Genomic DNA, 22770 nt, shown 5'->3' with positions numbered 1-22770 from the left:
CATGGCAGCGAACCCCGCGAACGGCAACCCCGGCACCCCTCTCCTCCGCGAGCTGATCAACATCAAGCCGGAGGTGTCCAGCTCCGACTACGTCCTGCAGCTCGCCGACGCCACCACCCCCGACGGCGCGGCGAAGGCCCTGGCCGAGTACGTCGTCACCGACGACCTCGTGAAGCACTTCAACGAGGCCCTCGGCATCATCAAGGCGGCCGTCGACAGCCACTCCTCGAAGGCCGCGTATCTGCACGCCTCGTTCGGTGCCGGTAAGTCGCACTTCATGGCCGTACTGCACGCCCTGCTCAACAAGGCGCCGGCAGCTCGCGGCAGAACCGATTTCGACCCGGTGTTCGCGAAGAACAGGTGGCTGCAGGGCGGCGACCGGCGGTTCCTGATGGTGCCGGTGCACATGCTGGACGCGAAGTCCATGGAACAGCGGATCCTCGGCGGATACGTCAAGCGGATCAAGGAGTTGGAGCCCGGCGCGCCGACCCCGCGGGTGTACCGGACCGATGCCATGTTCCGCGACCTGCAGTCCATGCGGGAGCGGCTCGGCGACGAGGACGTGATCAAGTTCCTGGCGGGTGCCGCGTCCGCCGAGGCCGAGGCCGACGGCGATGGCGGCGAATGGGGCGAGTTCGGGGCCGCTTTCGCCTGGACCACTGAGCTTCTCGACCAGGCGATGGCCGCCGAGGAGCTGGAGGTCGGGCAGGAGTTCAACCCCGCCGATCCGTCCACCCCCGGCGAGCTGCGGGCCCGGCTCGCCCAGGACACGGCCAAGGTGCTTCCCGGCTACGAGGAGCGTGCTGTCGAACAGGACGGCGGCTTCATCAGCCTCGACCGGGGCCTGTCGGTGATCGCCCAGCACGCGAAGAGTCTGAACTACGACGGGATCGTGCTCTTCCTCGACGAGTTGATCCTGTGGTTCGCCTCCCGCATATCCGAGTCCGAGTTCGTGTCCCGGGAGACCGCGAAGATCACGAATCTGGTCGAGAGCGGCGACGAGCGCCGCGCCATCCCCGTCGTGTCGTTCATCGCGCGCCAGCGCGACCTGCGCGACCTGGTCGGATCCGCTGAGGACGGGGGCCGCTACCAGCGGGCCATCGTCGACAACCTGGAGCTCGCCTCGGGCCGGTTCGACCGCATCAGCCTGGAGGACCGGAACCTTCCTCAGATCGCCCACGCACGCCTCCTCAAACCGGACACGACCGAGAAGGCGGCGGTCATCGGGGAGGCGTTCAAGAAGGCGAAGTCCACGAACGCCAAGTTCTGGGACGAACTCCTGGGCGGCGACGGGAACAACGTGGGTGCCACGGAGACCGCGTTCCGCTTCACGTATCCCTTCTCGCCCGCCTTCATGGACACCCTCGTCCACCTGTCCTCGGCCCTTCAGCGCTCCCGGACCGGCCTCAAGCTGATGGGTGAACTCCTCGCCCACCGCCGCAATCTGCTGCGCGTGGGCGAGCTGGTGCCGCTCGGCGACATCTACGCGCTGATCTCGGGCGGCGGCGACAAGCCGTTCACCGACGAGCTGCGGGCCGTCTTCGAGGAGGCCGACCGGCTGTACCGCAACCGGATGCGCCCCTACCTCCTCGACCAGCACCGGGTCACGGAGGAGCAGGTCGCGACGTACCAGCAGGACCCCGCCGCCGTCGAGGACGGTGACCTCTCCCGTCGGCTCAAGCAGTTCACCGACGACGACCGGCTGATGTCGACCCTCGTCCTGTCCGCCCTCGCGCCCGCCGCGCCCGCCTTCCAGAACATGACGGTCAAGCGGCTCCTGGCCCTGAACGCCGGCACCATCAAGGCGCTCCTTCCCGGCGGCGAGATCCCCGCCCTGATCAACAAGCTGAAGGAGTGGGCGGGCCGGATTCCCGAGATCAAACTCGCGGGCGACGGCGTGGCGATGACCGTACGCCTGGAACTGTCCGGTGTGGACATCGACTCCGTCGTCCGCAACGGCCGCGAAGCCTTCGACAAGCCCCGCTACCGCCACGACGCCGCGGTCGAACTGTTGCGCTCGGAGTTCGCGCTGACCGCGGCCAAGGGGCAGGGCGGCTTCGACGCGTACGACACCCTCGACTTCACCTGGCGGGGCAGCAAGCGCCGTACCGAGGTCGTCTTCGCCAATATCGCCGACCGGGAGGAGACCCCCTACTCCACGCTCACTCCCACCGACACCGAGACCTGGCGACTCGTCATAGATCTTCCGTGGGACGAGGGCGCGTACGGGCCGCGCGAAGACGTGAACCGGATGAACGGCTTCTGGGAGCGGCACCCCGAGGTCCAGCACTCCCTCGCCTGGGTGCCCACCCATATGACGACGACGATGTACGGGGACTTCAACCGGTACGTGGTCATCAAGCGGATCCTGAACAGCGGCGGTGACTTCGACAGCCGGTTCGCCGCCCACCTCGGCCCCGACGACCGTGTGCGGGCTCGAGGATTGCTTTCCACGCAGGCCGACACCCTGCGCGACCGGGTCGTCGCCGCGTTCAGGCAGGCATACGGCCTGGCGAAGAAGCAGGAGGGGGACGTCCTCGACGACTTCTCGGACCACATCGCCACCAAGCCGGGCGTGACGACGCCCGCGCTCGCACTGGGCGCCGCCCCGCGCGATGCGATCCGCGAGATCGCGGGCAGGGTGCTCGCCTGGCAGTACCCGGGCCACCCCGACCTCGGCGCCGAGGCCGTCACGCCCGCCCAGGCGCGCACCGTCCTGGGCTATGTCAGTGAGGCCGCTCGGGCCAAGGAGGGCAAGGCAGAGGTAGTGCCGCGCGGAGACCGGGAGCTGATGGAGACGGTCGCACAGCCGCTCAAGCTCGGCACGATGGGGGAGAGTTACTTCACCCTCGGCACATACTGGCGTGAGCACTTCAACCGGCTCGCGAAGAACGACCCGGATGCGGACATCGGCTACGGCATGCTGACCGCGTGGATGGACGAACCGCAGCGGATGGGGCTCGCGACCCACGTCCAGCAGCTCGTCGCGGCCGCGTACGGCGAGATGGAAGACCGGGTGTGGGTCATCGGCGGGGCCCCCGTCGCCGACCTCAAGCTGGGCGAGATCAAGGAAGGCTGGGCGTTACGCCGCCAGCCCCTGCCCTCCGAGCCGGACTGGGAGACGGCCCGCGCGCGCTACGAGAAGATCTTCGGCAAGAAGGCTCCCGTGCAGCGGCGCGGGCGGATCGTCAACTCCTTCGCCGATCTGGTGCGCACCCACGTCGACATGCTCTTGCCGGCCAATCGCGAGCTGGTGGCCGAGCTGGAGCGGCGAGCGGACTTCCTCGGCCTTGACGACACCGCCGTCACCGGCCGCCTGCACACCGCACGCCGCGGGCTGGCCCTACTCGAAGAACTGCTCGCCGAGAAGGGACGCGGGGCCAAGCGGGTCGTCGAGGCCCTCGCCGCGTTCGGCCTCGGCGAGCTGACGCCGGAACGGCTCGGCTCATCCGTCACCACGGCGGACGTGGTGGCGCCCGCCCTGCAGAACGCCTCCTGGGACGTGCTTGAACTCGGCACGGGCATGGACGCTCTCACCACCCTTCAGGAGGACGCGCGCGAGGATCAGTTCAGCAGGAAGCTGCAGGACTCTCTGCCGCGCGCCCAGCGAGCGATCACCCAGGCTCTGGCCGTCCAGCGGCAACAGCAGCGGACCGGACCACCGGCCGACACTCCGGCCTCGCCCGGCCCGGACCAGGTGCCCCTCACCACCGACACCTCGCATCCCAAGGTCGACACCACTGCGCGTACGGGTTCCCTGCAGGGCAGCGCTGCCGAGGTCGAGCAGGCCCTGCACCAGGTGGCGGCGGCGCATCCCGGCAAGGGCATCGAGATCACGTGGAAGGTGGTCGACTGATGCCTCAGGCCGGCCCGGGGGTCGCCCGCCTCACGCCCACCGCTGTCGCGAACTACCTCGCGGGTCAGCGCGCGCTGCTCAAAGAGCCACCGCAGCCGGACGGCGAGACTCGCCAGGTGGTGCTCCTGCGCTCGGCACCCACGTGGGAGGAGCAGGCGATCCTGCCCTGGAACGGCGGCCGACGCGCCCGGGTGGCCGCCGCGCCCTCCGTGCTCGCCCTTTACCAGGAGGCGCTCAGCCACCTGGGCGCCGCTGGTCCTGGCTCGGCGGAGGATCCGTCCCTTCTCGTCCTGCTCACCGACCGGGAGGACGCCGAACTCGACCCCGGCATCCTGGTCCGCGCCTACCGGCACGCCATCCAGCACGTCGACAACTGGGACCTCATCCGCGAGACCTTCACCGCCTCCGGTATCGATCCGAGGCTCAGCGACGAAACCTGGGGGGTGGCCGAGGCGCTCCTCGAAGCCGCCCCCGCGGGCGGCTGGCCCGGCCTCAACCGGCAGGTCCTGTCCCGCACGCACGCACTCACCGCCCTCGTGCGGCGGCGACTGCTCCTCGACGAGGCCGCCCCGCTCGACATCGACACCCTGCTGCTGTGGAGCCGCACCTCCTCCGAAGGGCCGCGCGCCTACCGCGCACTGCGCGACGGGGAGCGTGCCGGGCTGCGGTGCTTCCTCGCCGACGTGGACCAGGCCGGGCCGACCGCCGACGTCCTTCTGTCCATCCTGGAGCACGACGAGCCGTCCGTCGCCCTGCCGTTCGGGCTCGTCGCCGCAGCGCTGTGGCACCACGCCCCAGCCGGCCCCCAGGTATTCCGGGCGCGCGGTCGAGCGGAGAACATCCTCGGCCGGGAGTACCCCGACGAGGCCATGCGGCGCTACGGGGAATCCGTCGAGAACCTCGTCGCACGCAACGCACAACTCCTCGCCGAGGTCACCCCGGACGCCGAACGGCTCGCCGGGCATCTCGGGGCGACCGAGGCCATGGGCCACAGCCCTTACCTGTCCGCCGGGCTCGAAGCGCGCCTGGCCGGCGTGGGGTCGGCGATCGCCGGCCGCGATCTCGACGCCTGCCGCGCGGCGCTGCGCGCGGTGCAGGCGCACCACCTCGCCGAGACGGCTCGTACCCGGATCGGCCGCGCCCGGATGGCCGTGCGCCTGGTGCAGTGGCTGGCTACCGAACCCGTGTGGACACCGGACACCGTCGCGGGTGCCCTGGCCCACTACAACGCCGAACTCTCCTGGGCCGACCGCGCGTTGGAGCACCTGGAGGCGGGCGGCGACACCGAGCCCGCCCTGTCCGGAGCCTACGAGGCGCTCGCCGCTGACGTGCGTGAGACGCGGCGGCGCATGGACCGGGCCTTCGCCGAGCAGGTCGCCGAGTGGACCGCGGCAGGCACCGGCCCCGGCTCGATGCTGACGGTCGAGACCTTCCTGGAGCGGGTCGCGAAGCCTGTGGTGAAGTCCCAACGGCGGCTGATGCTGCTCGTCGTGGACGGCATGAGCGCCGCGCTCGCGGGACAGCTCGGTGAGGAACTCGCGGCGCACTGGACCGAGTACGACCCCACCGGCGAGAAGAAGCTTCCGCCCACCCGTCAGGCGATGGCCGCCGCGCTGCCCACCATCACCGCCGTCAGCCGTACCACCCTCCTCACCGCCAGGCTGCAACGCGGCGACCAGAAGGCCGAGAAGCGTGAATTCCCGTCCCTGCGGCTGTGGTCGGGGCAGAAGGCGGCTGTCTTCCACAAAGACGACCTCCGCCCCGCCGACACGGGTGGACGCTTCGGGCCCGACCTGGAAGCGGCGCTGGCTGACGACGCGTCACACCTCGCGATCGTCCTCAACACCGTCGACGACGGCCTGAAGAACGACGAACGCCTCGACGAGTGGGACTGGACGATCGACGACATCGACGCCCTGACCCCACTGCTGGACGAGGCCCGCCGACAGGGTATGGCCGTACTGATCACCAGCGACCACGGGCACGTACTGGAGCACCGGGGCGTGAAGGTACCCACCCCCGAGGCGGTCAGCGCACGCTACCGCGAGGTCCCGGACGGTGGCGCTGAACCCCTGGTAAGCGAGGCGGAGATGGTGCTCGCCGGGCCGCGCGTGGTTGGAGGCCCCATCGTCGCCTTGTGGTCGGCCGACACTCGCTACACCAACCGTGCCGCCGGTTACCACGGGGGAGTGCACCCGGCCGAGTTCACGATCCCTGTGCTCGCGTACCTGCCGGACGGCGCGACCGAGCACATCCCGCCAGGGTGGCGGCAACTCACGGACACATATGAGCCCCGCTGGTGGAAACTGGACACGATGCGTCTGCACGCGACGTCGGCACCTCGCTCCGTGAAGACCGGGACGACGCAGTCGGCGAAGCCCAGGCGTACCCCGAAGAAGTCCGCTCCTCAGGACGCGGGTCTGTTTGAGGTCGCGGTGTCCCCCCAGCCCTCCGAGACCGAGGGAACAGCGCTCTCCGTGCAAGGTCAGTCGCCGGTGGAGCAGCTGTTGGACGACCTCTTCGTCTCGCCGGCCTTCAGTGACCAGCTCGCTCTGCTCCCTCGCAAACAGGACCCGGCAAGACTCCGCCAGGCCCTTGCCGCGCTCTGCGAGAACAACACGCTCCCTCAGACGGCCGTGGCCGCCGCCGCGGGCATGCCGCCGGCCCGGGCCCGCGGCTACGCCGCCGTCCTCACCCAGCTCCTGAACATGGACGGAATACAGGTCCTCGAACTCCTCCCCGACAACAAGACACTGAAGCTCAACCCGGCGTGGCTGAAGGCCCAGTTCGGGCTCGGGGAGTAGGCCGGCGGTTCTCACCGCTGTCCAGCTGTCCTCCAGCCTCACCGCTGCCCCGACACCGAGATCGCGTGACACATCCATGACACAAACCCGCGGGAACTCCCGGGAAACCGCAGGTAGAGGCGTTGCGTATCCTGGCGTGGAGAAACGGCCCTGATCCAGGTAGACACCCAGGTCAGGGCCGTAAAGGCGGACGAGTCGGCCTGTACGCCGGGTTCTGTCTCCCGGGGGCCTTGCGGCCGCCGGGGAGGCGGTCATCCATCTGGGACCGGTGTTGCCACCGGCCTCGTGCGGTCTACCCGCGGACTCGGGCGGGCCGCCCTCCATCGTCCGCGCAGGGCCGCTTCCGCGGCCCCTCTTGACCTTGCTCCGGGTGGGGTTTACCTAGCCGCCCGGGTCACCCCGGGCGCTGGTGGTCTCTTACACCGCCGTTTCACCCTTACCGGGAGCTGTACGCCCCCGGCGGTCTGTTTTCTGTGGCACTGTCCCGCGGGTCACCCCGGGTGGGCGTTACCCACCACCCTGCCCTGTGGAGCCCGGACGTTCCTCGGCGGTCCCTGGGTGGGACCGACGCGACCGCCCGGCCGGCTCGTCCGCCGTACGGCCCATGGTAGTCGCAGCGACGGTCCCCTCGCTGCCGCCCGGGTCCGCGCCCGCGCCTCCGCCCGCCGTCGCGCCCGCGGCGGTGGCCAGGAAGGAGCCGGCCAGGATGAGGACGAAGGCCGCGGCGATGGAGCCCGTCAGCGGTTCGTCGAGGAACGCGACGCCCGCCGCGACCGCGACCGCCGGGTTGATGTACGTGAAGACCACCGCGCGCGTCGGGCCCACCTCGCGGATCAGCTCCAGGAAGACCACGAACGCCAGCGCCGTGCAGAGCACCCCCAGGCCCACGAGCGACGCCAGCACCTTGCCCGACGGTGTGGTGTCCGGCCAGGTGGCGATCCCCGCGGGGGCGTAGACGATCGCGGCCAGCAGCAGGCAGGGCGCGATGAGCTGCAGCGTCGGTACGTCCTTCAGCCGGCGGGCGATGATCAGCGGGGCGGTGGCGTAGCCGAGGGCGGTGAGCATGACCTCCGTGATCGCCCACGCCGAGCCGCCGCTCAACTCCGGCGCCGCCAGCACCGCGACGCCCGCCAGGCCGAGACCGAGGCCCAGCCAGCGGCGGCGGCCCAGGCGCTCCTCGTCGCCGAGGAGCCGGGAGAGGATCACGCCGATCGTCGGCACCGCGGCGATCAGCAGGCCGGCCATGGCGCTGGACAGGTGGCGTTCGGCGTCGGTCAGGGTCCACCACGGGCCGATGATCTCGATGCAGGCGAACGCCAGCATCGGCGCCCAGTGCGTCCGTACGGTACGGACCAGCCCTCCGCCGCGCAGCGCGAGCGGCAGCAGGACGAGCGCGCCCAGCGCGCATCGTACGAAGACGACTCCCGACGGCGACACCGCGTCCACCGCCACCTTGATCATCAGATACGGGACTCCCCAGATGACGCCCATGAGGAGGAACAGGGCCCAGCCGCGTGCAGTCATGCGGTCCAGCCTCCGGGGTGGAGGCACCGCTGTCTTGAATGCCGTTGCGGCCGGTCCCTACGTCCGCACGCTCCTGCTGTACGCCGCCGGCGTCGCCCCCAGCACCCGCCGGAACCACCGCGTCAGATGCGCCTGGTCCGCGAACCCCACCAGACCCGCCACCTCCGCCGGCCGGTGCCCCGCCTCCAGCAGCCCGCGCGCCCGCTCCACCCGGTGCTGCGCCAGCCAGGCGTACGGGGGCATGCCCATGGTGTCCCGGAACGCGCGCAGCACCTGGTACCGGGACAGCCCCAGGTCGCAGCCGATCGCCGCCAGCGACGGCGGGTCCGTCAGCTCGTCGGCCAGCCGGTCGCGAATCGCACGGGCCACGCCACCGCCCAGCGCCGCGGTGGCCGCCGGGCGGGCGCGGCCGTGCCGGCGGGCCAGCGCCGCGAGCAGCCACGGCAGCCGCGACTCCGCCTCCAGCGGCTCCGCGCCGCGGTCGACGGCGACGTGGGCGGCGCGCAGGGCGGCGGCCAGCGCCGGGTCGTCGATGACGGGCTCGGCGAAGTGCGCGTCGGTGCAGGCGCCGTCGGTCAGCAGCGCCATGGAGGGGTAGAACGCGCGGTACGCGTACCCCTCGTCGCCCGCCGGGCCGCCGGTGTGCGCCTCGCCGGGGCCGAGGACGACGATGCTGCCGGGCCGGGCCCCGATCCGCTCGCCGCGGTAGTCGATGACCTCGGCGCCTTCGGTGCACACCCCGACGGCGAACTCGTGGTGGGCGTGCGGCGCGTAGCGGTGGGCGGTGAAGCAGGCCGTCATCAGGTACAGGGACTGGCCCGCGCCGAGCGGTGTCCGCGTCCAGCGCGCGTACTCCCCGGGGCTCCGCCCGCCCCCCTCACCGCTCATGCGTCGCATTGTGCGCGATGCCGTACGCCCCTTGCCAGCGGGATTCCGCGGCTGCCTACGATGCGCGGATGTCGCAGCGAGATCTGTCCCCAGAAGAGTTCCGCGAGCTCGGCCACGCCTACGTCGACTGGATCGCCGACTACCGCGCCCGCGTCGGCGACCTGCCGGTGCTCCCGGGCGTCGAGCCCGGCTGGGTGCGCGAGCGGCTGCCGGCGAAGCTGCCGGAGGAGGGCGAGCCGCTGACCGAGGTGCTGGCGGACATGGACCGCGTCGTGGTGCCCGGCTCCACGCACTGGCAGCACCCCGGCTTCTTCGCGTACTTCCCCGCGAACGCCTCCCTCGCCTCCCTCCTCGGCGACATGCTCTCCACCGGCCTCGGCTCCCAGGGCATGCTCTGGTCGACGTCCCCGGCCTGTACGGAGCTGGAGCAGCACCTGCTCGACCAGCTCGCCGACGCCACCGGACTGCCCGCCGAGTTCACCTTCGCCGGCGGTGGCGGCGGCGTCATCCAGGACTCGGCGTCCTCGTCCTCGCTGGTCGCGCTCCTCGCCGCGCTGCACCGCACCTCCGGCGGCGCCTGGCGGACGGCGGGCCGGGACGGGCGCGAGGTGCTGTACGTCTCGGCGCACACCCACTCCTCGCTGGAGAAGGCGGCGATCGCCGCGGGCCTGGGGGCGGACGCGGTACGGATCGTGCCGCCCGGCGGCGACGGCGGCCAGACGATGGCGCCCGACGCGCTGGCCGCCGCCGTACGCGAGGACCTGGGGGCCGGCCGCCGCCCGGTGATGGTCTGCGCCACGATCGGCACCACCGGCACCGGCGCCGTCGACCCGGTGCGCGAGATCGCCGCGGTCTGCGCCGAGTACGGCATCTGGCTGCACGTCGACGCCGCGTGGGCCGGCGCCGCCGCGTTCTGCCCCGAGCACCGCGGGCTCTTCGACGGCGCCGGGCTGGCCGATTCGTACAGCACCGACGGGCACAAGTGGCTGCTCACCGCCTTCGACTGCAATCTCTTCTGGACCCGCGACCCCGCCACCCTCGTCGGCGCCCTGACCGTGCTGCCGGAGTACCTGCGCAACGCGGCCAGCGAGTCCGGCGCCGTCGTCGACTACCGCGACTGGCACCTGCCGCTGGGCCGCCGCTTCCGCGCGCTCAAGCTCTGGACCGTGCTGCGCCGCTTCGGCCTCGCCGGCATACGGGACCACGTGCGCCGGCACGTCGGGCTGGCCGCGGAGCTGGAGTCGTGGGCGGCGGCCGACCCGCGCTTCGCGCTGGGGGTGCCGCGGAGCCTGGCGCTGGTGTGCCTGTACGCGGTCACCGGCCGCGGCACGGACGCCGACAACGCCGCGACAAAGGCCGTGCTGGAGCGGATCAACGCGGGCGGGCGCTCGTACGTCACCCACACCGTGGTCGACGGACGCTATCTGCTGCGGGTCGCGGTCGGCGGGCTGGAGACCGAGGAGCGGCACGTACGGGTGCTGTGGGACGACCTGTGCGCCGCGGCGGACGCGGTGACCGGCGCCGACGCCGCGGCCGCGGTGGAGGCGGGGGAGAGCCGCACCGCCTGACCGGCCGGTGGCCCCGGCCGGTCGCTTGACCTTGTCGCGACGTCAACGTTTCTACTGAGGTCATGCGAATCGGAGAGCTCGCCGCGCTCGCCGGGGTCACCACCCGGACCGTGCGGCATTACCACCGCATCGGGCTGCTGCCGGAGCCCGCCCGCCGCGCCAACGGCTACCGGGTCTACACGCTGCGCGACGCGGTCGGGCTGGCCCGCGTCCGCCGCCTCACCGAGCTGGGCCTCAGCCTGGACGAGGTCCGCGACGCGCTCGCCGACGACATCGGCAAGGAGCTGCACGAGATCCTCGCCGAGCTGGACGCCGACCTGGCCCGGCAGGAGGCCGCCCTCCGGCAGCGCCGCGCCCGCCTCGCCGGGCTGCTGCGGCACGCGGAGGGCGGCGGGCTGACCGCCGAGGGCCCGGTGTCGCCGGAGCTGGCGGCGGTGTTCGCGGACATGTCCCGCACCTCCGCGGCGCTCGGCGTCCCGGAGCCGGCGAGCGCCGCGAAGGAGCGGGAGCTGCTCGCGCTGCTGGACACCACCGCGGACGACGCGCACCGGGGCTGGCTCGGCGCGCTGCTGCACGCGCTCAGCGCCGACCCGGACGCGATGACGCGCGCGTACGAGATCTACGCCCGGCTCGACGAACTGGCCGACGCCGAGGTCACGGACCCGCGCGTCGCGGAGCTGGCGCGGGACGTCGTCGCGGTCATGTCGGACGAGGCGCTGGCGCTGATGGCCGCGGGGCCCGACGCGGCCGGCACCGGTGCGGCGGAGGACGGCGACGAAGGCCGGGAAGCCTTCGCGGAGATGTTCTTCGCGGACTTCCCCCCGGCGCAGGCCGAGGTCATGCGCCGGGCGATGGCCCTGCTCGAAGAGCGGTCGGGCGGGGCCGGCGAGGCGGGCGGGGCCGGGCGCGCGGACCGGCGGCGCGGGGAGAGTGCGTCGTGAACGCGCTGCGCCGTACGGTCCGCTGGGCCCTGGCCTCGCTCGTACCCGGCGAGCTGGTGCTCGTGCTCTGCCTCGCCTCGGGCGTCCGCATCCCGGACCCGGTGATGGTCGCCGTCGAGGTGGCCGTCCTGCTGGTCACCGCCGCCCTGGTCACGCTCCTGGCCGCCGACTACCGCCGCCACCGCGGCGCGGGACTCGCGCCCCGCGCGGCGGGCCTGGAGGCCGTACGGGACAGCGTCCCCGCCGCCGTGCGCAAGCTGACCGTGCACGAGGTGAAGCTCTTCACCGCCACCCTGCGCTGGCTCGCCCGCCGCCCGAAACACGGGATCGGCCCCGGCGACACCGCCGTCCCGTACGCCTCCGGGCAGGCGTTCACGTTCTACGGCTTCCTCTTCGTCTCGGTCATCGAGACCGTGGCGCTCGCCCTCGTCATCCCCTGGCCGGTGGTGCACGCCGTCGTGCTCGTCCTCGACATCTGGGGGATCTACTTCATCCTCGCGCTCCAGGCGGCCTGCGTGGTACGGCCGCACGTCGTCGGCGCGGACGGCTCGCTGCGCGTACGGTACGGGGTCCTGCTGGACATCCCCGTACCGGCCGGGCTGATCGCGAACGCCCGGGTGGACCGCCGCTTCCCCGACGGGGGCGGGCTGCTGCGGCTGGACGACGACGGCACGGCGCACCTTGCAGTCGGCGGGCAGACGTCGGTGACCGTCGAGCTGACGGAGCCGTTGCCGTTCGTGCGGCCGCTGGGGAAGCCCGCGGAGGCGCGGGTGCTGCGGTTCTACGCGGACGACCCGCGGCCGGTGGTCGACGCCCTGCGCGCGGCGCGGGCGGCGCGCGAGGAGGCGGGGGAGCGGACGGAGGGGCAGGAGGAGCCCAGTGGTGCGCCGCTGCCCGCTCAGGGCTCGGGCGCGAACCGCACCGGGGACACCCCGGGCTCCGCCGCCGTGAGCCGCACCCGTACGCGGTGGCCGAGCGGCAGCGGCTCGCCGGGGGCGGGCCAGGCGCGGAGAGGGGGACCTGCGGCGTCGGCGGGCTCCGCGCCGTCCGCGGACTCCGCGGACTCCGCGGACTCCGCGGACTCCGCGGGTTCCGCGGAGCCGGCGGGTGGCGCACCGGCCGCGGGCGCCGGGGGTTCCGTGCCTCCCGGGGGTTCGGCGCCCTCAGCTCCCTCCGCGCCTTCCGCGTCCTCCCCGGCCGCCGAGAACACCGGGCCGCCCTCCGCGTCCTCCGTATCGACGCGGCCGATGACCGCCGGCTCGTAGAGCTGCACCGTCCCCCGCGTCGGGCGGCGCTCGTCCACCGCGACCACGTACCCGTCGAAGACCTCCCCGATCCGCCCGCTCATCAGCGCCGCCTCCACCAGGTCCACGCACTCCCGCTCCAGCCGCGCCGCCCGCTGCGCGCCCCGCACCATCAGCTCCGGGAGGCCGCCCAGCGCCTCGCGCACCCACTCCGGCGCGGGCTCGCCGGCCGCCGCCGCCACGCACAGCTCCAGGGCGTACCGGTCGGCCAGCCGCCGCAGCGGCGCCGTGCAGTGCGCGTACTCGTCGGCCACCGCGGCGTGCACCGCGTCCTGCCGTGCCGGCGGCTCGCCGTCGAAGACCGTGTATCCGGCGCCGCGCAGCAGCGTGGTGCAGTCCTGGAGGAACGCCGCGTGGTTGGCCATCTGCGGGTTGAGGGAGCGGAGCAGCTCGGGGTAGTCCAGGCCCTCGGGCCAGTCGATGTCCAGCGCGCGGGCGATCCGGTGCAGATACGTCAGGGCGCTGTGCCGCGCGGGCGGCACCGTACGCAGGATGCCGGTGCCGGAGGCGAGCATCAGATCGGCGGCAGCCATGCCGGTGAGGAGGGACACCTGCGCGTTCCAACTGTGCGCGGGCAGCGGGGCGCGGTACTCCAGCGTGTAGCGCCCGTCGCGCCGCACCACCTCCTGTTCCGGTACGCCCAGGGAGATCCCGCCGCGTTCGCGCTCCACCTCCTCGCGCAGCAGCCCGACGTCGCGCAGCAGCGCCACCGGCTCCTCCGCCGTGCCCTCGTCGATCGTCTGCTGGACGGCGCCGTAGTCGAGCCGCGCGCGGCTGCGCACCAGCGCGCGGGCGACCGTGGCCTCGGCGACCTGGCCGCTGGAGTCCAGATCGATCTCCCAGAGCAGCGCGGGGGTCGTCTGGTCGGGGAGCAGGCTGGCGGCGCCCTCGGAGAGCTGCCCGGGGTGGAGGGGGACGCGGATGTCGGGGAAGTAGAGCGTCGTCACGCGGCGGTGGGCCTCGGCGTCGAGGGCCCCGCCGGGGGTCACGAAGGCGGCGACGTCGGCGAGGGCGTACCGGATACGGAAGCCGCCGCCGCCCCTGCGGGCGACGTGGAGGGCCTGGTCCAGATCGCGGGAGCCGGGCGGGTCGACCGTGTAGAACGGGATGTCGGTCGCGTCCCGCTCGGGCAGCCGGGGCGCCTTCGCGGCGCGGTCGGCCTCGGCGAGCACCTCGGGCGGGAACTCCGCGGACACGTCCTCCGCGGCGCGCAGCCGGCGCAGGGCGGCGTGGAGCGGGGCGTCCTCGGCGTCGGCGGTGTGCAGGATGCGTTGTGGCACGCATATCAGCCTAATTCGGACGGGCGCCCCAGGCGCGCCATCACGGCCGGAGCCGCCCCCGCGCCCCAGGAGTGACCGCTCTGTCACCGCGCGGTTGGTAGACGTGGAGGGCCCCCCACCTCCGGGAGAGACATGCCCACGCCTCATGCGTCCCGTCGCGTATCCCGCCGTGCGTCCCGTCGGCTGTCGCGTACGTGCACCGCGATCGTCCTCGGCGCTCTCGCCGCCACCCTCCCGCCCGCGGCCGCCGCGGAAGAGACCGCCGAGCAGGCCGTGGCGCCGGCCGTGGCACCGGACGCCGTGCGCGGCGCGGCCGTACCCGCCGCCGAGGAGCCGCCCGAGCCGCCGCCCCCGCCCCTCGACGTGCTGGAGCGCCGCCCCGGCACGGGCGAGGGACTGCTGTTCGTCGGACCGCAGAAGAACCCCGGCCGGGTCGGGCCGCCCGGCGAGGAACCCCCGCCCGAGGCAGGCCGCGGACCCCAGATACTCGACGACCGGGGCCGCCCCGTCTGGTACCACCGCATCCCGCAGAACGAGTACGTCGCCGACTTCCGCGTGCAGGAGTACCGCGGCCGCAAGGTGCTGACCTGGTGGCAGGGGAGGAGCGACAGCGCGGGACTCGGCGAGGGCGTCGGCTACATCGCCGACGAGAACTACGACATCATCGCCACCGTCCGCTCGCCCGACCCGGAACAGAGCATCGACCTGCACGAGTTCCGGCTCACCCCGCAGGGCACCGCCCTGGTCGTCAGCTACCAGGAGCGGCCCTACGACCTCACCCCGGTCGGCGGCCCCGCGGACGGCGACGTGCTGGAGAGCGTCGTGTGGGAGCTGGACCTCGCCACCGGGGAGCCGCTGCTGGAGTGGCGCAGCCTCGACCACGTACCGCTGCAGGAGTCCGACGAGCGGCCCACGGGACGCGCCGGCACCCGCCCCTTCGACTACCTGCACACCAACTCGGTCTCCCTCGACACCGACGGCGACCTCCTCGTCTCCGCCGTCGGCACCAGCACCGTCTACAAGCTCGACCGGGAGACGGGGGAGATCGTCTGGCGGCTCGGCGGCAAGAACAGCGACTTCCGGCTCGGCGCGGGCGCGCGCACCATCGCCCAGCACGACGTCGTGGCCGTCGGCGACGGCACGTACCGCATGTTCGACAACCAGAACCTGCACTCCGACGGCTACGAGAGCCGGGTCGCCTGGCTGCGCATCGACCCGCGCCGCGGCACCGCAGAGCTGGAGCGCCAGCTCGTGCACCCCGACCGCGTCTCCACCGCCGTCACCGGCGGCAGCCAGGGCCTGCCCAGCGGCAACACCCTGGTCGGCTGGGGTTCCGCGGGACGGATCTCGGAGTTCGACGCGGCCGGGCGGCTGGTGTTCGACGCCGTCTTCCCGGAGGAGTACGGCTCGTACCGCACCTACCGCGACGGGTGGGAGGGCGAGCCCGGGACCGCGCCGGAGGTACGGATCGACGGTGCGTCCGGCGACGCGCACGCGGTGTGGAACGGCGCCACGGAGGTCGCCGCCTGGCGGGTGCTGGCCGGCGACGCGCGGGACGGCCTGCGGCCCGTCGCCCGCGAGCCGTGGGACGGGCTCGACACGGACGTCGACCTGCCGGCGGACGCGGCGGACGCGGCCTACGTGCAGGCGGAGGCGCTCGACGCGGACGGCGAGGTCATCGGCGCGTCCGCGGTCACGGAGACCCGCGCGGGCTGAGCGCTTCGGGAAAGGGCGCTCAGACCTTCTCCAGCGGGCGGTGCGGCGCGTCCGGCAGCACCACGACGACCGGGTCTCCCGGACGTACCACGCCGCCCGTCAGCACCACGCTCATCACGCCCGCCTTGCGTACCACCTTCCCCGCCGCGTCCCGGCCGACGACCTGCTTCAGCAGCCCGCTCTGGAAGTCGTCGATCTGGTGGCAGGGGTTGCGCAGCCCGGTGACCTCCACGACCGCCTCGGCACCGAGGTGCAGCAGCGTGCCGGTGGGCAGGCCGAGCAGGTCGACGCCGCGGGTGGTGACGTTCTCGCCCAGCTCCCCGGGGCGTACGGCGAAGCCCGCCTCGGCGACCTCGGCGAAGAGCTCCTCGTGCACCAGGTGCACCTGCCGCAGGTTCGGCTGGGACGGGTCGCGGGCGACCCGGGAGCGGTGTTTGACCGTGACGCCGGCGTGCGCGTCGCCCTCCACGCCGAGGCCGGCGAGCAGGGTGATCGCCTCGCGGGCCGGCTTGTGGAAGGTATACCCGCCGCTGCTGCAGACCGCTGTGACCGTGCCGTTCATGCCGTACGGGCCCCCTCCGCCGTGACCGGTGATCCACGGACGAGCCTAACCGGCCGGTGCCCGGGACCGCCCCTGTCCGGCATGCGGGATCGCCCGATAATCGGTTCGTCGGATCAGCGGGTACGTGGCAGCCTGGCCCGCATGCTTGGAGTCACGGATCTGTCGACGTACCTCGCCGGGCTCGCCCTGATCATCCTGCTGCCGGGCCCCAACTCCCTCTACGTCGTCTCCGTCGCCGCCCGCCGCGGCGCCCGGGCCGGCTACCGCGCGGCCGGCGGCGTCATGTGCGGCGACATGGTGCTCATGGTGCTCTCCGCGGGCGGCGTGGCCTCGCTGCTCCAGGCGAGCCCGGCGGCGTTCGCCGTCGTCAAGTTCGCGGGCGCCGGGTATCTGACGTGGCTGGCGGTCGGGATGCTGCGCGGGGCGTGGCGGATGTGGCGCGAGCGCGAGGCGCGGGCCGTCGCGCGGGCGGAGGGGGAAGCCGGGCGGCCGGAGCCGGCGCGGGAGGAGATGGAACGCCCGTACCGCCGGGCGTTCGTCGTCAGCCTGCTGAACCCGAAGGCGATCCTCTTCTTCGTCTCCTTCTTCGTGCAGTTCATCGACCCGGCGTACGCGCATCCGGAGCTGACGTTCGTCGTGCTCGCGGCGTGGGCGCAGTTGTTCAGCATCACCTACCTGACGGCCCTGATCTTCAGCGGTACGCACCTCGCCGCGCTCTTCCGCCGCAGGCGGCGGCTGACGGCGGGGATGTCGGCCGCGGCGGGGACGGCGTTCCTGGGCTTCGCGGCCAAGCTGTCGATGAGCAGCGCGTAACGCCCCGCCGCCGGTCCCACGCGCGGCGGGCCCGCGCGCCGCGGGCCGCGGGCTGCCCGGCCCTGACCACCGGACAGCCCCCGGCGTGCCGCGGCTCCCGCGGCCCCGCGGAAGCCGGCGGGCTCCCGCTGCCCCCCGCCGGCTCCCGTGGGTGTCAGAAGGGCGTCAGCGTCAGCGTGAGCCGCTGCGGCGCCCGGTCCTCGATGTACGACGCGAAGCCGGACACGTCGTCGAAGGCGAACCCGTACGCCCGCCCGTCCTCCGACACTTCGTGCATCACCCGCGCGTAGTGGTTGGAGATGTCGGTGCCGTAGAAGGCGGAGGCGTCGGTGACCGGCTGGTCGGCGTGGTCGCGCAGGGTCGTGCGGTTGAGCGCGGCGCCGAGGATGGCGGCGACGGGGCCCGTGGTGCCGTCGTTCGGGGCGGCGAGCTTGCCGTCGCAGAAGAGCACGTCGCGGGTGGGCGGCCGGTCGAAGGCGACGTCGGCGGGGCCGGTGAAGGAGAGCCGGTCGCCGGCGACGCGGCCGGTGAAGGTGCCGGCGTTCGTGGTGACCTTCAGGTCCTTGCCCGCGTACGCGGACCAGACCTCGTCCACGTACCCGTCGAGATACGCGCCGTCGAAGAGCCCGGTGTCCAGGCCGTGCCCGGGGGCGATGACCCGCAGCCCGTCCCCGTCCACCAGCCGGTCGAAGCCCTCGGTGCCCGCCAGGGTGTCGAAGACCTGCTGCCTGGCGCCGTCCTTGAGCGTCCCGGTCGTCTGGTCGTCGGCGCCCGTCAGATGGAGGGACATCGGCACGCTGAACATGTCGACCATGGTGGTGTTGCAGAACATGCCCGCGTCGTTGAGCGTGAACTCCATGCAGTCGTGCACCACGGGGTAGTTGGGGTCGGTGGAGACCCAGCCGGCGGGGTACGCGAGCGCCGCGTTGCCGGCGCCGTCGGTGACGGCCTTCATCTTCAGCTTGCCGCCGAGGGCGACGTAGAGGCGACCGGACATGTTCGGCAGCGTCAGGGACGTGTCGCCGCTGCCGGCGAAGGGGATCGCGTAGTCGGTGTAGCCGTCGGAGCCGTTGTCGTCGAGCGCGATGGGCGCGAGAGTGCCGTCGGGCGTGAGGCGGACCTGCCGGCCGCCCTCGTTGCCGACGACGTAGATGCTGATCGAGGAGTTCTCGTACGCGCCGGTCTTGTTGACGACGGTCACGTCGAGGGCCGCGGCGGCACCGCCCGCCCGCGCCGCGGAGAGCACCAGAGGTGTCCCCGCGGCGGCGGACGCGACGGCGAGACCACCCAGCAGCCTGCGTCGCGAGATCATGCGGCGGCACCTCCGGACTGTTCGACGGACACGTAATCGACGGTCATGGGCACACCGGGACGGGTGGCGTCGGTGGGGGTGGCGTGGCCGGCCACGCCGTCGGGGAAGGCCCCGCCCATGGCGACGTTGAGGAGCAGGAAGTGGCCGTGGTGGGCGAGGTTCGCCCAGGTCTCGGCCCCTACCTGGTCGGCGTTGACGGAGTGGTACTGCTGGCCGTCCACGTACCAGCGCAGCTCCTCGACGGGGCCGCTGCGGTCCAGCTCCAGGGCGTACTCGTGGAATCCCGACTGGCAACTGCCGCCCGGGCAGGCGCGGGAGGCGCCGAGGCCGTTGTTCTCGTTGCACGGGCCGCCGGGCGCGGTGCCGCAGTGCAGCACGCCCCAGACGCTGTCGACGCCGTTGACGTTCTCCATGATGTCGAACTCGCCGATGCCCGGCCAGTTCCAGTAGTTGCCGCGGTAGGCGTCGCCGAGGGTCCAGAACGCGGGCCAGTAGCCGAGGGCTTCGGCGCCGGTGACGTTCGGCATCTGGATCCGCGCCTCGATGCGCATCAGGCCGCCGGCCGGGGCCTGGAAGTCGGTGCGCTGGGTCTCGATGCGGGCGGAGGTCCAGCCGCCGGAGCCGTTGCGGCGGGGGGTGATGGTGAGGTTGCCGTTGCCGTCCTTCTGGAGGTTCTCCGGGCTGTCGGTGTACGTCTGGATCTCACCGGTGCCCCAGTTGGCGGGGCCGCCGGGGTAGGAGGTGCCGGTGTCGACGATCCAGTTCGCGGCGGACGGCGGGGAGCCGGCGGCGCCGTCGAAGTCGTCGCGGAAGACCTCGGCGAGGGGCGCGGGACCGCTTGCCGCGGCCTTGTCTCCCGCGTCCTCGCCGGCCGTCGCGGAGGGCAGGGTCAGGGCGCTGACCGCGGCGATCGCCGCGACCGCGCCGAGCAGGCTCCTGCGCCACCGTATTCGTGTTGCATGCATGTCTGGCTGCTCCTCGAGGTGTGGGGGGATGAGGAGGTTCTCCCCTGGGGATGCGCTCGTTTGAGAGCGCTCTCAGGTTGTGTTGAGGCACACTGCCGAGTGGGCGGGCTACTGTCAAGGCCCACCGAGCGAAGAGGAGTTGAGGTGTCCGGGAACCGCCCCACGCTGGAGGCCGTGGCCGCCCGCGCCGGAGTGTCGCGGGCCACGGTGTCGCGCGTGGTCAACGGCGGCGCGGGGGTGCGCGAGCCGCTGCGCGAGCGGGTGCGCCGCGCCGTGGCCGAGCTGGGCTACGTACCGAACCAGGCCGCGCGCACGCTCGTCACCCGGCGCACCGGCGCGGTCGCCGTCGTCATCGCCGAGCCCGAGAGCCGGGTCTTCGCCGACCCGTTCTTCGCCCGGCAGCTGCGGGGGATCAGCGGGGCGCTGGCGGCGGCGGACACGCAGTTGGTGCTGCTGTACGTCGCGGACCGGGCGGACTATCCACGGATCGGCCGGTTCCTGGCCGGCGGGCACGTCGACGGCGCGCTGATGTTCTCGCTGCACCGCGACGACCCGCTGCCGGGCCTGGCCGCGGCGGCGGGATTGCCCGTGGTCTACGGCGGCCGCCCGGGCTGGCCGGGGGCGGCGGGGGAGCGGGGCCTGCTGTACGTGGACACGGACAACCGGGCGGGCGCGGAGCTGGCGGTACGGCACCTGCTGGGGCGGGGCCGGCGGCGGATCGGGCACATCGCGGGGCCGCTTGACCAGACGTCGGCGGTGGACCGGCTGGCCGGATACCGGGCGGCGCTGGGGGTGGGCGGAGCCGCCCCGGGCGGCCACGAGCTGGTCGCGGAGGGCGACTTCACCCCGGCCGGCGGCGAACGCGCGATGGCCGAGCTGCTGGCCCGCGACCCGGACCTCGACGCCGTGTTCGCCGCTTCCGACCTGATGGCCACCGGCGCGCTGCGTACCCTGCGCGCCCACGGCCGCCGCGTCCCCGCGGACGTCGCGGTCGTCGGCTACGACGACCTGGACCCGGCGACCTGGACGGAGCCGCCCCTGACCACGGTGCACCAGGACGTCGAGGGGATGGGCGGCGTGATGGCCCGGCTGCTGCTGCGCAGCCTGGCGGGCGGGCAGGAGGAGCAGGAGCCGGTGGTGACGGCGCCGCGGCTGGTGGTGCGGGAGTCGGGCTGAGGGCGGGCGGGGGAGGGCTCGGAACGGCGGGTTCGTGCCGGTGGGCCGCGGGGACGGCCCGGGTCAGAAGCCGGCGCGGGCGGGCTCGTCCACCCGGGCCACCGACTCCTGCGCGAACCGGGCCGTGTAGGCGTCGCGGATCTCCTCGATCCGGGCGTCCTGCTCCTGCGCCTCGGTGAGCGGGTAGAGCAGGTAGACCTCGTACGAGCGCTCCCGCTCGATGGTGCCGTGCCGGTCGCGGTACTGGCCCCGTACCTCGTCCACGGTGAGTCCCGCGGGGAAACGCGGGGTGACGACCTCGTCCACGAACCCGCGGAACTGCCGGTCGGTGACGTCCGGGCCGCCGTTGGGCCGTACCGTGCCGAACATCAGGTGCGTCTGCACGTACGGCTCCAGCTCCGCGGCCTGCGACAGGGCGACCGGCGGGGTGGGGTCGCCGTCCGCGAGGGCGGCGGGGGCGGTGGCCGCGGCGGCGCCGGCGAGCGCGGCGGCGAGCGCGAGGGCGGCGAGGCGAAGGCGTGGCTTCGTCAGGTTCACGACCGGGGAAACGATCACCGGGAGCGAAAGTTGCGCGGCCGGGCCGGGGGCCGTTTGTTTGCCCGTTGTTCGGCCTGACCTCACCGGCCGGTAGCCACGCCGTTGCAGAATCGAGGCCCTCCTCCGGAACACGAAAGGCCCTTCCATGCAGGAAGAGCGATGCACCGTCCCCACTCCACCGGGCACGAGACTGCTGCACATCGGCCCCCACAAGACGGGCACCACCGCCCTCCAGGCCGCTTTCCACCAGGCCCGCGACACCCTCAGGGAGCACGGCGTCGTCTACGCCGGGCCGGGCCGCCAGGCGAAGGATCCGGCGGTCGCGATCGCCAGGAAGGATCCGACGGCGGCGGAGAGGGAGCCCTGGGAGGCGTTCTGCCGGGAGGCGGCGGAGGCAGGTGACCTGCGGTTCTTCGCGAGCAGCGAGTTCTTCGCGACGGCTTCCGCGGACGCGGCGCGAAGGGCGGTGAAGGAACTGGCGGGTGCGGGCGGCGTGAGCGGCGTGCATGTGGTCGTGACGCTGCGGCCGCTGCGGAAGATCATGCCGTCGCACTGGCAGCAGTACGTCAAGCACGGGCTCTGCGAGTCGTACGAGACCTGGCTCGACGCCATGCTGCGCAAGCCTCCGTACGAGGAGCCGACGCCGGACTTCTGGCACCTGCAGCGGCACGACGAGCTGATCGAGCGCTGGGCGGCGGCCGCGGGTCCCGAGAACGTGACGGCGGTGGTCGTGGACGAGGCGCGGCCGCTGTGGCAGTTCCGCGTCTTCGAGCAGTTGCTGAACCTGCCGGAGGAGGTGCTGCAGCCGCAGGAGAGCGGCGGGAACTCGTCGCTGACGCAGAGCGAGGCGGAGCTGCTGCTGCAGCTCAACCGCAAGCTGCGGGACCGCAACTGGAGCACGTGGCGGCAGGGCAAGGTGATCCGCGAGGGCGTGGTCCCGCGCCTGCAGGCGTACGAACCGGCGCCGGACGAACCCCGCATCACGACTCCGCCGTGGGCGGAGGAGGCCGTGGCGGAGGTCGCCGATCGGGTCGTGGCGGGCATCGCGGCTTCGGGGACACGGGTCGTGGGCGACCTCGACGCGCTGACCCGGCGGCCGAGCAGCCCGGCGGAGCCGGTGACGGCGAGGGAGATCCCCACGGAGGCGGCGACGGAGGCGGTACTCGGCGGCATACTGGCCTCCGCCGAGCTGGCCGCGAAGACCGCCGCGCCGCCGGCATCCGCGCCGCCGGAGGCGCCGACGGCCCGTACGGCACTGGAGGACCGGCCGGTGCGCAACGTGCCGGTGAAGGACCTCGTGCGGGTGGTCTGCCGCCGCGCGGTCCGCCGCATGCGGGGTTGACGCAGGGGCGGACGGCGGTTCTGCGCGGGGCGCGTGCGTGTGAGGTGGCAGAAGTCGGCGGTCGGGCTCCGTACGGGGCGGAATCCGGGGCTGTTACCGCGAGTTACGGCCGAAGCCGTCCGTTAGCCGGGCGGGAGCGGTTCCGGTTGCCGCCCGCGCCGGACCGGAGCGTCGGCGATCGG

14 protein-coding genes, 1 other RNA gene and 1 pseudogene are annotated in these 22770 nt (G+C 73.2%); 8 read left to right on the top strand and 8 right to left on the bottom strand.

Features of this window, described 5'->3' with window-relative positions:
• The first annotated feature begins 1 nt into the window (after position 1).
• The gene (gene pglY, locus FB457_RS11210) at positions 2-3856 is read left to right on the top strand and encodes a BREX-2 system ATPase PglY (RefSeq protein WP_145781702.1); all 3855 of its coding nucleotides are present in this window, start codon (positions 2-4) and stop codon (positions 3854-3856) included.
• Positions 3856-6660 carry a BREX-2 system phosphatase PglZ gene (gene pglZ, locus FB457_RS11205; protein ID WP_145781701.1) on the top strand — a complete coding sequence of 935 codons (2805 nt, stop codon included), beginning with the start codon at positions 3856-3858 and terminating at the stop codon, positions 6658-6660. The genes pglY and pglZ overlap by 1 nt, the downstream gene beginning before the upstream one ends.
• A gap of 187 nt (positions 6661-6847) precedes the next feature.
• Here pglZ and rnpB read toward each other — a convergent pair.
• The 3 genes and pseudogenes from rnpB to FB457_RS11190 all read right to left on the bottom strand — a co-directional run bounded on the left by rnpB (position 6848) and on the right by FB457_RS11190 (position 9072).
• Positions 6848-7249, bottom strand: an RNA gene (rnpB, locus tag FB457_RS11200) — RNase P RNA component class A.
• Between the two features lie 155 nt (positions 7250-7404).
• Positions 7405-8121, bottom strand: a pseudogene (locus tag FB457_RS11195) (DMT family transporter); the annotation flags it as partial.
• A gap of 120 nt (positions 8122-8241) precedes the next feature.
• On the bottom strand, positions 8242-9072 hold the full coding sequence (locus FB457_RS11190; protein ID WP_047015459.1) for a helix-turn-helix domain-containing protein: 831 nt from the start codon (positions 9070-9072) through the stop codon (positions 8242-8244).
• Positions 9073-9140: 68 nt separating this feature from the next.
• Between FB457_RS11190 and FB457_RS11185 the strand changes: the two genes are divergently transcribed.
• Both FB457_RS11185 and FB457_RS11180 read left to right on the top strand, forming a co-directional pair.
• A complete protein-coding gene (locus FB457_RS11185) occupies positions 9141-10640 on the top strand; it encodes an aminotransferase class V-fold PLP-dependent enzyme (RefSeq protein ID WP_145781699.1) in 1500 nt (499 codons plus the stop codon).
• 62 nt (positions 10641-10702) lie between these two features.
• Positions 10703-11581, top strand: a complete 879-nt coding sequence (locus FB457_RS11180) for a helix-turn-helix domain-containing protein (protein WP_047015457.1) — start codon at positions 10703-10705, stop codon at positions 11579-11581.
• Between the two features lie 898 nt (positions 11582-12479).
• Here the strand turns inward: FB457_RS11180 and FB457_RS11170 are convergent.
• Complete coding sequence (locus FB457_RS11170) at positions 12480-14165, bottom strand: RNB domain-containing ribonuclease (RefSeq protein WP_145781698.1); 1686 nt, start codon at positions 14163-14165, stop codon at positions 12480-12482.
• A 132-nt stretch (positions 14166-14297) separates the two neighbouring features.
• Between FB457_RS11170 and FB457_RS11165 the strand changes: the two genes are divergently transcribed.
• Entirely contained in the window at positions 14298-15881 is a 1584-nt protein-coding gene (locus FB457_RS11165) for an arylsulfotransferase family protein (RefSeq protein ID WP_347614020.1), read from the top strand.
• Between the two features lie 19 nt (positions 15882-15900).
• On the opposite strand, the gene FB457_RS11160 is transcribed toward FB457_RS11165, so the two are convergent.
• Positions 15901-16443: an MOSC domain-containing protein gene (locus FB457_RS11160; RefSeq protein WP_047015455.1), complete on the bottom strand. Its 543-nt coding sequence runs from the start codon at positions 16441-16443 to the stop codon at positions 15901-15903.
• A 141-nt stretch (positions 16444-16584) separates the two neighbouring features.
• Here FB457_RS11160 and leuE point away from each other — a divergent pair, with 141 nt between their 5' ends.
• Entirely contained in the window at positions 16585-17256 is a 672-nt protein-coding gene (gene leuE / locus FB457_RS11155; RefSeq protein WP_047015454.1) for a leucine efflux protein LeuE, read from the top strand.
• Positions 17257-17410: 154 nt separating this feature from the next.
• Here leuE and FB457_RS11150 read toward each other — a convergent pair whose 3' ends face one another.
• Both FB457_RS11150 and FB457_RS11145 read right to left on the bottom strand, forming a co-directional pair.
• Positions 17411-18568, bottom strand: a complete 1158-nt coding sequence (locus tag FB457_RS11150; protein ID WP_047015453.1) for a beta-1,3-glucanase family protein — start codon at positions 18566-18568, stop codon at positions 17411-17413.
• Entirely contained in the window at positions 18565-19533 is a 969-nt protein-coding gene (locus FB457_RS11145) for a glycoside hydrolase family 16 protein (RefSeq protein WP_047015452.1), read from the bottom strand. The genes FB457_RS11150 and FB457_RS11145 overlap by 4 nt, the downstream gene beginning before the upstream one ends.
• A gap of 144 nt (positions 19534-19677) precedes the next feature.
• On the opposite strand from FB457_RS11145, the gene FB457_RS11140 reads away from it, so the two are divergent.
• Positions 19678-20709: a LacI family DNA-binding transcriptional regulator gene (locus FB457_RS11140; RefSeq protein ID WP_047015451.1), complete on the top strand. Its 1032-nt coding sequence runs from the start codon at positions 19678-19680 to the stop codon at positions 20707-20709.
• Between the two features lie 63 nt (positions 20710-20772).
• On the opposite strand, the gene FB457_RS11135 is transcribed toward FB457_RS11140, so the two are convergent.
• On the bottom strand, positions 20773-21246 hold the full coding sequence (locus FB457_RS11135; protein WP_047015450.1) for a DUF3574 domain-containing protein: 474 nt from the start codon (positions 21244-21246) through the stop codon (positions 20773-20775).
• 145 nt (positions 21247-21391) lie between these two features.
• Between FB457_RS11135 and FB457_RS11130 the strand changes: the two genes are divergently transcribed.
• Positions 21392-22588 (top strand): hypothetical protein, encoded by a 1197-nt coding sequence (locus FB457_RS11130; protein WP_145781696.1) that lies wholly within the window; start codon positions 21392-21394, stop codon positions 22586-22588.
• The last annotated feature ends 182 nt before the right edge of the window (positions 22589-22770 follow it).

The organism is Streptomyces sp. CNZ287 (genome assembly GCF_007827615.1).
Note: the sequence above shows the minus strand (reverse complement) of the source record. Positions and strands in the feature narration are given on the sequence as shown.